The sequence below is a fragment of the Allobosea minatitlanensis genome (assembly GCF_964020775.1).
The window spans coordinates 325,401-338,519 of sequence record NZ_OZ224509.1 but is presented as its reverse complement, the minus strand read 5'-3'; the positions used below and the strand labels follow the sequence as shown (position 1 = coordinate 338,519).

Annotated in this window: 11 protein-coding genes; 1 reads left to right on the top strand and 10 read right to left on the bottom strand. The window is 66.3% G+C overall.

Going from position 1 to position 13,119, the window contains the following annotated elements; genetic code table 11:
- Positions 1–304 precede the first annotated feature (304 nt).
- The 9 genes from ACWH43_RS01595 to ACWH43_RS01555 form a co-directional block, all read right to left on the bottom strand.
- Positions 305–790, bottom strand: coding sequence for a hypothetical protein (locus ACWH43_RS01595; RefSeq protein ID WP_260348185.1), 486 nt, complete (start codon positions 788–790; stop codon positions 305–307).
- A 177-nt stretch (positions 791–967) separates the two neighbouring features.
- The gene (locus tag ACWH43_RS01590) at positions 968–1,450 is read right to left on the bottom strand and encodes a hypothetical protein (RefSeq protein ID WP_158443987.1); all 483 of its coding nucleotides are present in this window, start codon (positions 1,448–1,450) and stop codon (positions 968–970) included.
- Positions 1,443–1,643, bottom strand: a complete 201-nt coding sequence (locus ACWH43_RS01585) for a hypothetical protein (RefSeq protein ID WP_158443988.1) — start codon at positions 1,641–1,643, stop codon at positions 1,443–1,445. Before ACWH43_RS01585 ends, ACWH43_RS01590 begins: the two co-directional genes overlap by 8 nt.
- Before the next feature lie 33 nt (positions 1,644–1,676).
- Positions 1,677–1,922 (bottom strand): hypothetical protein, encoded by a 246-nt coding sequence (locus ACWH43_RS01580; RefSeq protein ID WP_158443989.1) that lies wholly within the window; start codon positions 1,920–1,922, stop codon positions 1,677–1,679.
- Between the two features lie 50 nt (positions 1,923–1,972).
- Entirely contained in the window at positions 1,973–4,822 is a 2,850-nt protein-coding gene (locus tag ACWH43_RS01575; protein WP_448153390.1) for an NHLP bacteriocin export ABC transporter permease/ATPase subunit, read from the bottom strand.
- 13 nt (positions 4,823–4,835) lie between these two features.
- Positions 4,836–7,016, bottom strand: coding sequence for an NHLP family bacteriocin export ABC transporter peptidase/permease/ATPase subunit (locus ACWH43_RS01570; RefSeq protein ID WP_158443991.1), 2,181 nt, complete (start codon positions 7,014–7,016; stop codon positions 4,836–4,838).
- Complete coding sequence (locus ACWH43_RS01565; RefSeq protein WP_158443992.1) at positions 7,013–8,263, bottom strand: NHLP bacteriocin system secretion protein; 1,251 nt, start codon at positions 8,261–8,263, stop codon at positions 7,013–7,015. The genes ACWH43_RS01570 and ACWH43_RS01565 overlap by 4 nt, the downstream gene beginning before the upstream one ends.
- Positions 8,264–8,312: 49 nt before the next feature.
- Positions 8,313–8,582: a hypothetical protein gene (locus ACWH43_RS01560; protein WP_158443993.1), complete on the bottom strand. Its 270-nt coding sequence runs from the start codon at positions 8,580–8,582 to the stop codon at positions 8,313–8,315.
- A gap of 614 nt (positions 8,583–9,196) precedes the next feature.
- Positions 9,197–11,437 carry a sensor histidine kinase gene (locus tag ACWH43_RS01555; protein WP_260348187.1) on the bottom strand — a complete coding sequence of 747 codons (2,241 nt, stop codon included), beginning with the start codon at positions 11,435–11,437 and terminating at the stop codon, positions 9,197–9,199.
- Here ACWH43_RS01555 and ACWH43_RS01550 point away from each other — a divergent pair.
- Entirely contained in the window at positions 11,423–12,124 is a 702-nt protein-coding gene (locus ACWH43_RS01550; RefSeq protein WP_260348188.1) for a response regulator transcription factor, read from the top strand. The two genes, ACWH43_RS01555 and ACWH43_RS01550, sit on opposite strands and share 15 nt — an antisense overlap.
- A 425-nt stretch (positions 12,125–12,549) precedes the next feature.
- Here ACWH43_RS01550 and ACWH43_RS01545 read toward each other — a convergent pair whose 3' ends face one another.
- Positions 12,550–13,119 carry a peroxidase-related enzyme gene (locus ACWH43_RS01545; RefSeq protein WP_158443996.1) on the bottom strand — a complete coding sequence of 190 codons (570 nt, stop codon included), beginning with the start codon at positions 13,117–13,119 and terminating at the stop codon, positions 12,550–12,552.

Sequence of the window (13,119 nt, the reverse complement as noted above, 5' to 3'; positions counted from 1 at the left end):
CTCCACTTATCCGCACTGTCCAGTTTTCCCGAGCCAGCTCTGGTTTCAGGACTTTTCGCGACCTGAGAGGCGGGTGCAGTACGAGGCGCCCGGCCTGCTGTTCGGCGAGTCTCTCCGAAGGTTCCGCCTGGGCCGGCAGTCCGGGGATCTCGGCGGTGGAATGCGCTCGATGAGGACGAGAAATCCAATGCCCCAGGGCGGCCGGCGGCGAAAAACGACGGCTTTCGGGCGATTCCAGCGATCTCGGCCGAGCGGCAAGTAACGGGAGCGGCATTGCCGCTCCCGTCTGTTTTATAAACGCGTCTTACGAAAGAGCGTTTTTGATGGTTTGAGCGATGCCGCCAACCGCAGCGCCGCTGCCGGCACCCACAAGTCCGCCTCCGACGGCTCCGATCGTGGCGGTACCAATCACTTCGAAGGCTGCGCCGGCAAGTGCGAGACCAACGCCGCCCGTCACCGCTCCAAGGGCAAGCCCGGCGACCGCGCCGATTGCGACCCAGCCCCATCCCCCGCCGACCACTTCGCCCAATTCATTATCTCCGAGCGGCCGCTCTGCTCCTCCCTGATGGGGCAGCGTCCCGGCGAGTTCGTGCAGGGCTCCGTAGACAGTCTCCGCCTCGCTCGCACTAACGGCGATTCCCTTCTGGGAGAGATAGGAAGCAAACGTCTCTGGGCCATTTACAGTAGAGGCGAATTGCTTTGCTTCATCAGGGTCGGAGGCGAGCTTGGAAAGGACGCCCTGGAACCGGATGAACCGGGGGCTATCGGAAATAGCAGCTTGTTCTGTCATGTGCGGTGAATCCTTCTTAATAGAAAGAATGTTTTGGAGAAGAGGCTTCGTCGGGTGGCCGGTTACGTCGCCTCGACGGAGATCGGTAAACGCCCACTGTTATTGTGGACGTTCTGGAATCTGGCTTCCTGACGCATGAAAGCGAAGGATATCAACTATCCGATCAGGACAAGCGCTTCACGACTTAACGGCGTCGACCACCTTGTCCACGACGAGGCCAGCGCCGCCGCCGACCACGGCACCGGAAAAGGCCATCGCTCCGCCTGTTGTTGCCACGCCGGCAACGACGCCGCCCCACGTCGTGGTACCGGCGGCCACCGCGGCGGCTAAGAACCCGGTCCCCACGCCTGCCGTCAGAACCGTGACAGCCGCGATGCCAAGTGCCGCGCCGACGCCGACGCCGATGGCCGTGAAGCTGATGCCGCCGACCACTTTGTCCAGATCATCGTCACTCAGCTGATTCTGCATCTGGCTATAGGCAGCCCGCCCTTGTTCGAACAATTCCTCGGCCTCGATCTTGTCGAGAGGACAGCCGGCATGCGCGGCATAGGCGACAAGATCATCGGGCGTTTTCACCTGCGTGATAAAGCTTTCCAGCTTCGGCTGATCGCCGGCGATGGAGCGGATATGGTCCTGGAATTTCTCGACGGCTTCAGTCATGATCAACCTCGATTGCAAGTTTTACATTGGCAGGGCGATAGAGCGGGTCCCGTACGGCGTATTTGTGCGCCAGGGCCTCGACATTGACGGACCCGCGCGCTTGACCGACGCCGCCTACCGCGGCCTCCAGATCGTCGTCGGACAGCTTCATATCCAAGCGCTGTTCGTCGATCCTGGCTTTTTCCTTGTCCATGGCCTTCTCCATCAAGCGATTGGCGCCACCGCCTCAGCTCCTGCGGATGGCCGGAGCTTCGCAGTTATTGGCCCGGTCCCAGCGGATGTAGCCGCCATTGCCGTCCGGCCGCACGGAGCTTCTGTTCTCGCTCGGCCCGAAGAAGCCATGGGCGTCGCCGGGCACGGTGGTCACCCACATCGAGGACTTTCCGGTATGGTCCCAATGCCCATTGGCCCCTGCGCCGTGCACGTGGTCGAGCTCGGTCTCCTCGAGCTTGCGGTTGCTGCTGTCGGTCATGTCGGGTTCCTTCTTTGGTTTGCTGCGTTTCCGTCCGGCGGATGCCCGGTTCACGCGACCTGCCTGAGCGCCAGTTGGGCGAACAATCCGCCGCGCTCGAGCAACTCGCGATAGCTTCCCTCCTCGGCGACCCGCCCTCCCTGCAGCACATAGATGCGGTCGGCGTGCTGGATGGTGGACAGGCGGTGCGCAATGACGACTCGGGTGGCGTCGAGCCATTCCAACCCTTCGGAGACGATCTGCTGGGTGCGGTTGTCGAGGGCGCTGGTCGCTTCGTCGAAGAGCAGGATCCGCGGCCGGCGCACCACCGCGCGGGCGATCAGCAGGCGCTGGCGCTGACCGCCTGAGAGAAGTGTCCCGTCCTCGCCGACGAAGGTGTACATACGCATCGGCATGGCCCGGATGTCTGCCTCCAGCCCGGCGAGGCGCGCCGCCTCCCAGGCATCGGCCTCGGTCAGCGCGGCGCCGTTGAGGATGTTGTCGAGGATGGTGCCGCTCGTGGCGCGGCTCGATTGCAGGACGACGCCCATCTGGCGGCGCAATGCCCTCGGGTCGAGGCTGCCGAGTTCCTGGTCGTCGAAGAACACCGATCCGCTTTCCGGCGTCTCGAAGCCGAGCAGGACGCGCATCAAGGTGGATTTGCCGGAACCGGAGGCACCGACGATGCCGACGAACTCGCCCGCCTTGGCCTTGATCGACACGCCGTCGAGAACGGCAGGGCCTTCGCCGCGATAGCGGAACACCACGTCGCGGACCTCGATGCCGCCGCGCAGATCGTGCCGGGCGCCCTGTCGGCCAAGATTCTCCGGCAAGGCGGCGAGCAGCGGCGCGGCTCGGCCGTAAAGCGGCTTCAGCGACATCAAAGCGGGCAGGACGCTGCCCAGGGACAGGGTCGCCGAGACGAACTGGCCGTAGGCTGCGTTGAACGCGACGAAGCGGCCGATCCCGATCTCGATCCCGCCGAGGCCGACGATCCCGACCAGCAGCGCGGTCGAGGCGATGCCGAACGCGGTCCCGAACGCCGAGAAGCCGGACGACAAGGCCCCCTGGCGAAAGCCGAGCGCTCGCCTTGCGATGAACAGCGGCGACCACCTTGCGAAGGCCCGCGCCTCGGCACCGGCGACTTTCAGCTTCGCGATGCCCTGGATCAACTGAAGCGCAAGCGCCTGGAGCCGCCCGTCCGTCTCGAGCGCCTGCCGCTTCCAGCCCAGCATCCGCAGATTGACCGCGACCATCACGACCAGTTGGACGATGACGAGGCCGATCGCGACCAGAGCGAGGCGCCATTCGTAATAGAGGATCAGGGCGAGGCTGGAGACCGAGAACACCGCCGATAACAGCGAGCTGATCGCCGTGCCGCTCACCGCGTCTCGCATCTGGTTGATCGCCGCGGCCCGCAAGGCGAGATCGCCGGCGGTGTAGCTTCGGAAAAATCCGGCTGGCAAACGCAGAAGGCGGTCCCAGACGGCGCCTTCGAGGTCGGTGTTCAGCAGCGTGGACAGCCGCAAGACCAGCAAGCTGCGGACGAGTTCGAAGACCATGCCGCCCAGGCCCAGCGCCGCGATGCCGGCCGTGAGCTGAACCAGCTCGGCATGCGAGGCCGCCGGAATGACCGTCTCGAACAGGATCTCGGTCGCCATCGGCGTCACGAGCCCGAGCAGGCTTCCGGCCAGGCCGATGATGACGATCGCAACCAAGGCAGGCCAGGCCAGCGGGGCGGCGAAACGCAGCAGGCCGCGGCCATCCATCGCCGTATCCGGCAGGCGGCGCTGAACGATGTAGCCGTCCTGAGCCAGGGATGCCGCAACTCGGGCGTCGACAGGCCGATCGCGGCCGGCCTCGCGGATGCGATATCCGCCTCGCCAGCCGGTGCCCGCGATCAGCGCGACCGGCCCGCCACCATCCCGCCGGAAACCGATGATCGATTGCCCGCCCCGGCGCCACCAGCCCGGCTCCAGCCGGATGCGCCGAGCCCGCACGCCGGCCCAGCCCGAAAGCGCGTCGATCTGCTGCTCGACCGGCTGGCGCTCGTATTCGTCGGATGCGGACCAGGGCGTGTTGGGCAAGCCGACCGCAGAGGCCCGGGCGACGCTGCTGAACACCGACGCCAGCGAAGCGCCGTGCAGCGAGCCTGCCGCGGCGGGAGCCAGAAGCGGCGCGACCGTCGCAGCCAGGACAGCGCGATCGCGGTCGCCCTTGCCGGCGATGTACGCGGCTTCCTCGTCTTCCCGGCCGGCTTCCGCGAAGGCGAGCGCTTGCTTCACCCGCTCGTGATGGGCGAGGACGCCCCGCGAGAGCCCGCCCTCCAAGGCCAGCGCGACACTCGAGCGGCAGGTAATCGCCGCCGCGCGATCGACGGCCACGCCGGCCGCCGTCACCGGAACTGCGGGCATGGCCGGAAGAACCGGCGCGGCTCCCGGCAGTCCGGTCAGCAGCGCCGCATCGGCGGCCGAGGCCCAGAGAATCCCTTGCGCCGGCCGCGCCACGCGACCGGGTACCAGCGTCGCCTCTCCGGCCTCGAGGAGATGCATGGTCCCCGCCAATGGCCGGCCGGCGGCCTGAGCGGTGCGCTCGATCCAGCGCTCCGCCGCTTCGATCGCGGCGGGCTCGCCGGCATCGAGGCTTTTCAGAAACGGTTCGATCGCGAAGGAAGACAAGCGCGAGCCCGGCGCTGGAAAGGCGAGAAACCGCGCTTCCGCCGGCAGTTCCGAGAGGGGCGGCGTGAGCGAAAGCGGCAGGGCGATGTCATGGGCGTCAAGAGAGGCAATGCGTCGCCGCCGCCCCGCCCGGCCGGGCCAATCGAGATACAGATCGGCCGAGCCAACGTCGACGCGCAGCCCGGCGACCGAGACCGGGACGGCTCCGCACCGCTCGATGGGCGTCGTGCCGCTGCCGGCCATCCGCTGAGGGGCTTCATGCAGCACGGATGAGTTCTCCATAGGTGCCCGGCTGGTCGTAGAGCGCCTCATGCGATCCGCGCTGAACGATGCGGCCGCGATCCAGCACGAGGATCTCGTCGCAGTCGCGGATAGCGCTGAGGCGATGGGTGACCAGGATGATGGTGCAGCCCCGGCGTCGGAGGTTTTCGAGGATGGTCGCTTCGGTCGCGGCATCGAGAGCGGAGGTCGCCTCATCGAGCACGAGGATGCTCGGTTCGCCCACCAGCGCCCGGGCGATCTCCAGCCGCTGGGCCTGGCCGCCCGACCAGTTGCTGCCGCCTTCGCTGACCGGGGCATCGTATCCGCCGGGGCGCGCCGCGATGGTTTCGTGCAGGCCGGCGTCGCGGGCCGCCTCGACGATCGTGCGCTCGCTCACCCGCGGGTCCCACAAGGTCAGATTCTCGCGGACGGTGCCTTCCATCAGGACGACCGACTGCTCGACATAGGCGATGGAAGCCGCGCGGACGCCGGGCAGGATCCGGTCCCCCGGCTGGCCGTCGAACGCGATACTGCCGCCCCAGGGCTCGGCCAGCCCGACGAGCAGCCGCGCGATCGTGGATTTGCCGCTGCCGGAGGGGCCGACCAGAGCGATGCGGGAACCCGGCGCCACCTTCAGCGAAAAGCCATCGACCAGCGGTGGATCGAGCGGGTTGTAGCCGTAGCTCAGATCGGCGACATCGACGGCGCCGGAGAGACGACGCGGCGGCCCCTCGGCCTCGGGCGCGCATTTCGGGTCCAGGCGGCGGTCGAGCGGATAGCGCAGCACGTCGTCGACGCGCTCCATCGCGACCCGCAGTTCGCGCATGCCCGACGCGACGCCGACGAGACCGCCGACCTGCGACAGGAAGCTCGACAGGACGGTCTGGAAGGCGGCGAGCGTCCCGACGGTGATCAGGCCCTCCATGACGCGCCAGCCGCCGACGCCGAGGATCGCCGCCATCGTCAACGCGCCGAGCGCACGGGGGATCAGATCGAGGAATTGGAGCGGCAGTTGCGAGCGGTGCACCGCGTTCATGGTGCGCGCCTGAGCGTTGGCCCAGCGATTCAGGAAATCGTCCTCGGAAGCCGTCGCCTTCAAGGTCTCGATCGACTGGATGCCGCTGATGGAAAGGCTGCCCAGGGCCGCCTGCTCCCGCATGACGGTGCGGGCGGCATTCTCCTGCCGGCGCGCCATGAGGCGGGCGAACACGGCATTGAAGAGGGCAAGCGCCAGGCCGATGCCTGCCAGCACAGGGTCGTAGACCGCCATCAACGCCCCGTAGAACAACGCCGCGAGCCCTGTGACCAGCAGGGCGGAAACCTGGCTGCCGATCAGGTCGCAGGCCCGTTCCGTGGTCGCGAGCCGGCTCGCGATGTCGCCCGCATAGCGCTGCGCGAAGAAGCTCGGCGACAACCGCAGCAGATGCCATGTCAGTTTCAGGCCCAGCGACACGCCGAGCTTCCATTGCAGGCGCGCGAGGAAATAGCCCTGCAGCCAGTTCAGCAGCCCGCCGAGAAGGGCCGCGCAGGTGAGGCCAAGGAGCAGCGGCCGCATCCAGTCCGTCAGATGGCGAACGAGAATGTCGTCGACGAAGACCTTCGTCGCCGCCGGAACGAAGACGCCGGGCACGAGGGCGGCGATGCCGGCCAGAACCAGGAAGACGACGGCGCCGCGCGAGGGCGCGAGCTGGTCGCGCACCGCCCCCCAGACATTCGCCCGCGCGCCTGAAGGCCGAAACTCCGGCCCTGGCGCCATGGTCAGTATCACGCCGGTGAAGGCGCGGTTGAATTCATCATGCGTGACCGTGCGCGGGCCGCTGGCGGGATCGTTGATGTAGACGACCTTGCGGCCGATCCCCTCCAGCACGACGAAATGGTTGAATTCCCAGAACAGAATCGCCGGCAGCCGCTTGCCGGCGAGCTTGTTCGGCTCGGTGCGCCAGCCCTCGGCCGCCAGGCCGTAGCGCCGCGCCGCCTGCACCAGGTTCTTCGCCTTGCTGCCGTCGCGCGAGACGCCGCAGGCGACGCGCAGCTCCTCGAGCGGCACCCATTTGCCGTGATGGGCCAGGACCATGGCGAGACAGGCGGCGCCGCATTCGACGGCCTCCATCTGCAGGATGGTCGGGACCCGCTTGCGGCCGGTCTGCGGGAAGCGCAAGGGAGGCACCTTGCTCATAATCCGACGAACCTGCGCAGCGCCGGGATGAACAGGCTGATCGGCCGGCCAGACTTCACGGTCACCTGGCCCTCCAGAAGGGTGGTCGAGGCGAGCTCGACCTGCTCGCCGCGCTTGGAGGTCCAGGCGTAGCTGTCGGGGCCGTCGGAACCGGGATTGATCCGCACGACAAGCTGGAGCGGCGGCCCGGCGCGGGTGAAGAGGCGCGCGAGATCGGGGTTGCCGAGGCGCTGGGCCAGCGCCGCCTCGTTCTCCGGGCTGTCGTCGACCTGGATGACCGTGCCGATCAGCGAACCGTATTCCTCCTTCTTGGCGGTGGAGGGCGACAGGCGCACCTCCATGCCGAGCTTGACCTCCTTGCCGCTGTCCGCCGGCACATAGAGCAGCGCGTCGAGCCGCGGGCCGCCCTGCTCGATCACCATCAGCTTCTGGCCGGCGCTGACCAGCGCGTGGTCGCCGGCCTCGTTGGTGGTGATGGTGCCGTCGGAACGGGCGACGATAGTCGTCGCCAGGTTCTCGCTGAGATGGGTCTGGGCGCGCTGGCCCTCCGCGTCGCGCAACTGGCGATCGAGCGCCGCGCGCTCCTGGTCGGTCTGGTGGCGCAGGGTCTGGAGCGAGGCGTCGAGCGATAACAGCTCCGTCCGGGCCCTGGATATCGATTCGCGGGCGGCGAACAGCCTCTCGCGCGTCTCGATGATCCGGTCGGAGGGCATCAGCCCTTTCGAGAGCAGGCCTTCGCGCTGACCGAGCAGGGTATTGAGCGCCTCCACCCGAGATTCTCCGAGATCGATCGTCTCCTGCAGCGCCTCGCGCTTGCGCTGGGCCGCGATCGTCTCCTTGCGGATGCGATCCTCGATCTGCGCAGCGAGCGCTGCGCGCTGTTCCGTGAGCTGGGTGACGCGGCTATCGACGTCGGCGAGACGGGCTGCGTCCTCGGGCGCGCTGAGACGGGCGATCAGATCACCCTTCTTCACCTTGTCGCCGCGCTGTCGATAGCTGTCGAGCCACCCGGCCTTGGGAGCGTAGACGCTGACGAAGGCGCCTCCGGCCGGGACGAGCAGGCCCTGGCCGGAGACGGTGGTGCGATAGCTGCCGAAGATCGACCAGCCGAGACAGCCGGTTACGATCAGCAGCGCCGTGCCCAGCGCGGCCCAGCCCTGCGGAGAGGTGACGCGCACCATCTCGTCGAGCCGGTCAGGGCCCGCGAGATTGTCGAGCGCTTCCTTGCGGTAGAGAGCCGCCGTCATGTCGCGTTGTCTCGGAACGAAGGGTCGAACGAGGTGACCTCGATAACGATTATAGACCGCTGACCGGACCGTCTGAGTCCGGCGCGAATGCGCCCATGATCGCCCCGCCGATCACGCCGACAGCGCCCAACACCCCGGCCCCGACGGGGCCGCACATGGCACCCACGCCCGCAAGGCCGAGGCCGCCCGCGACGGCCCCCTTGAATGCATTGCCGACACCGGCGCCGTTCAGCGCCTCGAGTTCCTGCTCGCTGAGCTTCACGTCGGAGCACGGCGGCGGCTGCACAGAAGCATTGTCGGGGATGTCGTTATTGTTCATCGATCGAGTCTCCGGCTGATTATTGCGTGTTGAAGGTGATGTTCGAGAGGGGCGCATTCTTGAGGCTTATTCTGGCGTAATCGCATACTGGTAGTAGAGAAAACTTACAGAAGAACCATTTTACTTAGTATTAAAAATCGCCAATTTATTTGAGATTGCGCAATTATAACCAAATAATTGTGAATTATTTATTCAATTTAGTTTGGATACTACCTAATGCCGTTTACCGAAGCCGGTGCCTGCACCGTTTCGAGGGCAAGGAACCGAACTGACCAAAACAGCAAGGCAAAAAAGAAGTGCGGCGCGCATGTCGTCGCGCGAGACTCCATCTCATTTCCGAATTGGCGCGGTCTTTCGGACGGCGCTATCGCACCAGCTCCCCAGTGTGTTTCTGTGGAGATGACGTTCGTACGGGTGTCGCCCGCAATCAATATCCGAAAATGTAACGCTTTTTCCGCGATGTAATGCGATGTAACGATTTGCTTCGTCTGGGCGCTGCTTCTTTGAGGGACGGCGAAAAAAGTGTTAACTGAGCCCGGCTGGGAAGTGGACTGCGCGCCGTAAGGTGATTTTGGACGCCGCAGCCACCGGGCTGCCCCTGGTCAAAGATCTGTTCAGGGCTCTGTCGGCAGGACGACCCGCACCGTGGTGCCCACGCCTTCGCTGCTTTCGATCGAAACCCGGCCGTTATGGGCGGTGACGATCTTCTTCACCAGGAACAGGCCGAGGCCGGATCCTTCGACGGCCTCGGAATGCCGCCCGCGCGCCCCGAGCGCGAAAACCTCGGGAAGCTCGGAGGCCGGGATGCCGCAGCCGCGATCCGTGACGGTGACGACGACCTCTTCGCCCGCCATGGCCAGGGTGAGTTCGATCGGCTCGCTGCCCTTCAGCGCGGTGAATTTGACGGCATTTTCGAGCAGATTGATGATGACGAGTTCCATCATGCCCTCGTCGGCCGCGATCGTCGCCTGCGCGGCCCGCGGCTCGAGCAGCAGCTCGATCGTCGGGCCGCTGAGCAGGTCGCAGGCGCGCTGGTGGGCGGCGCTGACAAGGGCGCCGGCATTGATGCGGACGATGCGAGGGCGGAAGGACGGTCCCTGTATCCGGCTGCGCGCGAGATTGATCTCCAGCATCTCGACGAGCCGCGCAATGGCTCTGCGGATGCGCTCGATCCGGCCCTGGTTGGCGCCGTCGTCGGACGGCAGGGCCAGTCCGATGCTGTCGATGCTCGAGCGGATGGCGGCGAGTGGCGTCCTGTACTGATGCGACACCACTTCGAGGAAACGGACCTGCTGGAGTTGGGACTGCTTTTCGAGACGAAGCGCTTCTTCGGCGATGCGTCTGGCATCGACCAGCTCGCGCGTTCTCTCCTCGACCAATCCCGCCGCGATGTTCTCCGCAAGCTGCGCATGCCGCAGCGCCTCGTCCTTCATCCGCAGCGTAAGCGCCTCGGCGGCCCGCAGCCGAACCGCGAGGGCCCCCGTCAGCAGCACCGTGAGAAACAATCCGGCGATGCCGTAGCTGTGAACGGTCCAATGCGGCAGCCAGCTTGCTCCGAGACGCTGCGCCATCGTCAGAACGGCGCCGAGGCAAAGCGCCGCGAATGCCGCGCCCCTGAGACGGCTCGCAGTCCCTTCCTCGCTCCATTGCCGCAGGCCCTGCACCATGTTCACGCAGGCCATGACGATGGTCAGCACCGAGCCGATCGGTCCGAAGATCATGTTCTCGCCGGCAAAGGCGAAGCCCACACCGACGAGTCCGGCCAGGGCAGCGGCCTGATAGAGGCGACGCACCAGCGGCGCCCGATGGCGCAGATCGAGGATGTGCATGTAGGCGATCGCGCTCGCCGTCAGGCCGGCCCAGGCGTTGAAGCCGAGAAAAGCGTCGTTGGCGGCACCGTTGTCGGGAAAGAGATAGAGCCGGCTGTAGCCGAGATTGCCCATATAGATCAGCATGATCCCGAGCGTGCTGGCCGCCAGCAGCGGATACTGCGCCTTCCTGTCGAAGTAGAAGAAGACGAGCTGCGTCACCAGCAGCACGCCCATGCCGCCGAACCAGACGCCATAAAGGCTCGCACTCATGACGACCCGCGAGGTATGGTCTTCGATCGAACCGAGTTGCAGAAGCAGATAGGTCGCCGTGTTGCTGTTCAGGATGCGGATGAAGACGCGCGTCGTCGCGCCCTCGGTGAAATCGAGACGAACGGCATAGTCGAGCGCCGAAATGCCGTCCTGCGGCAGCGGGCGGCGGTCCCCCATCGCGTGTCGGACAAACCGTTCCGCGGAAAGAGGGGCATCTGGCGGGGCTGTGTAGATATCGACCTCGTCGAGGAAGTTCGGCGAGAGCGAGAGGATCGCCTGCGCGGATGTTCGGCTGGGCAACTCCAGCCGGATCCAGACCGGGGTACGGATGAAGCCGAAGTTGACACTTGTTCCCGGGATCGTTCGAAACTCGGCCTGCTTGGCCGAATCGAGTATCTCAGCCAACGACAGTGTCGAAGCGGGATCGCCCAGGATGGAGACCGTGCCGTGCAGCGAGGGCAGGGAAGCGGGCTCGGGCGGATGGTCCGCCGCCAAGGCAAGATGGATGATGCCGAAGACGAATAACGCCGCCAGCAGCGAGAAACACCGCCGGAGCCGGCCGCGTGGCGCCGCCGGGCTTCCGGCAGCCTCGCTGCCGGAACGCTTCGCTGTGGCCTCGCCGGCCGCAGATCGGGGCGCCGGAGCCGGCATCAACGGAATCTCGTCGCGATGGGGTGGATGCACATTATGATGGCGGAAGCGGCGGCCGGCCCGAAAGGTGCTGCACAGGAGTTCTCGCGAGACTTCAAAATCATTCTCGTGGAGGACGACCACGATCTCCGTCAGAGCCTTGCCGACTATCTAAGGCTGCGAAACATCCATGTCACCGAGGCGCCGTCCGGCATCGCATTCTACAAGGCGCTGCGGCAGGAGCGCTATGACATTGCCGTGCTGGACGTCAACCTGCCGGACGTCAGCGGGTTCGAGCTGGCCCGGGACCTGGCCGCGCAGCCGGGGATGGGCATCATCCTGCTGACCGCGCGTACCGGTCGCGACGATCGCGTGCGCGGCTATGCCGAAGGGGCCGATCTCTATCTCACCAAGCCCGTCGACACCGAGGAGCTGGCGCTGGCGATCCTCAACCTCGGCCGACGGATGCGCCGCGGATCGGACGAACCCGCAGGCGGGCGAGGAGCCACCGTCGTCGAGGCACCCGACGGGGCAGGCTGGCGGCTCGATCGGCAGACGCAGATGCTGCGCTCTCCGGACACCAGATCAGTGAAGTTGTCGGTTCGGGAGGTGATCCTGATCGAGCATCTGGCGGCGCGGCCGGACGAGACGGTTTCGCGGGATCTGATCATGGGCTTGTTCGGGCACGCCCGGATCGACCCCGAAAGCCGGCGTTTCGATGCGCTTCTGGCGCGCCTGCGTTCGAAGCTGAAAGCGGCGGGAATGGAGTGCCCCTTGCAGGTGGTCCACAGTGCGGGCGTGAGGCTGGTCAAGCGGATAGACATCGTCTGAGGCGCCCCGGACGATCTCGCGCTTCTCTCTCCTGCGTGCCGAGCTTAGTCATGGCGATCAGCTTGGCCGCCCGCGGGGCTCGTCCAGGCTGTTGGGCGGGGTCGGTCCCCGTTCACTCCGGAAGCCCCGCCTTGCGTCGAGCCTCTCGTAAACGCCGAATTACCCAGCGATCGAAGTGCCCTTCAATGTCTGGTCGGGCGCGCCATTTTTCCGCTCCTTCCGGAGCGCCGATCATCCTGCGCACCGCCTTGCGTGAGGCTCGGGAGCGCCGCGCGGTCCCTCGCACCGGAACGGCCGGACCAAGGGCGCCGGCCCGGCCAGCCAAACCCTCTCCGCCAGCCGCCCGCCCCTCGCCCCGCCACGAAAAGGACCGGCACTGGCACGTCCCCCGAAACGCTCCTTCTGTCCGGCCGGCTCCCGGACGCCTATCTCCCCAGCGTGTAGAACTCGTCGTTCGGGCGCATGCTCGTCACATTGGCGAGGCGGTTCGACATGCCGAAGAAGGCTGCGATCGCGGCGATGTCCCAGATATCCCCCTCGCTGAAGCCGTGCTCCTGCAGGGCGGCGATATCGTCGTCCCCGACCTCATAGGCCCGCGCCGAGACCTTCATGGCGAAGTCGAGCATCGCCTTCTGCCGGGGCGTGATGTCGGCCTTGCGGTAGTTGACCGCCACCTGGTCGGCAATCAGCGGGTTCCTGGCCCGCACGCGCAGGATCGCGCCATGGGCGACGACGCAGTACTGGCACTGGTTGGCATTGCTGGTCGCGACCACGATCATCTCGCGCTCGGCCTTGGTCAGGCCCTCCGCCTTGTTCATCAGCGCATCGTGATAGGCGAAGAAGGCCCGAAACTCGTCGGGGCGGTGCGCGAGCGTCAGGAAGACGTTCGGCACGAAACCGGACTTCTCCTGCACGGCCAGAATGCGTTCGCGGATATCGTCCGGCAGGGCGTCGATCGCCGGAACCGGAAAGCGGCTGATGGCAGGCTGCGTCAT

Coding starts and splice junctions, on each gene's coding strand:
- ACWH43_RS01590 (WP_158443987.1), bottom strand. CDS start 1,450: ATGACTGAAGCCGTCGAGAAATTCCAGGACCATATCCGCTCCATCGCC.
- ACWH43_RS01560 (WP_158443993.1), bottom strand. CDS start 8,582: ATGAACAATAACGACATCCCCGACAATGCTTCTGTGCAGCCGCCGCCG.
- ACWH43_RS01545 (WP_158443996.1), bottom strand. CDS start 13,119: ATGACGCAGCCTGCCATCAGCCGCTTTCCGGTTCCGGCGATCGACGCC.
- ACWH43_RS01570 (WP_158443991.1), bottom strand. CDS start 7,016: ATGAGCAAGGTGCCTCCCTTGCGCTTCCCGCAGACCGGCCGCAAGCGG.
- ACWH43_RS01575 (WP_448153390.1), bottom strand. CDS start 4,822: ATGGCCGGCAGCGGCACGACGCCCATCGAGCGGTGCGGAGCCGTCCCG.
- ACWH43_RS01595 (WP_260348185.1), bottom strand. CDS start 790: ATGACAGAACAAGCTGCTATTTCCGATAGCCCCCGGTTCATCCGGTTC.
- ACWH43_RS01580 (WP_158443989.1), bottom strand. CDS start 1,922: ATGACCGACAGCAGCAACCGCAAGCTCGAGGAGACCGAGCTCGACCAC.
- ACWH43_RS01585 (WP_158443988.1), bottom strand. CDS start 1,643: ATGGACAAGGAAAAAGCCAGGATCGACGAACAGCGCTTGGATATGAAG.
- ACWH43_RS01565 (WP_158443992.1), bottom strand. CDS start 8,263: ATGACGGCGGCTCTCTACCGCAAGGAAGCGCTCGACAATCTCGCGGGC.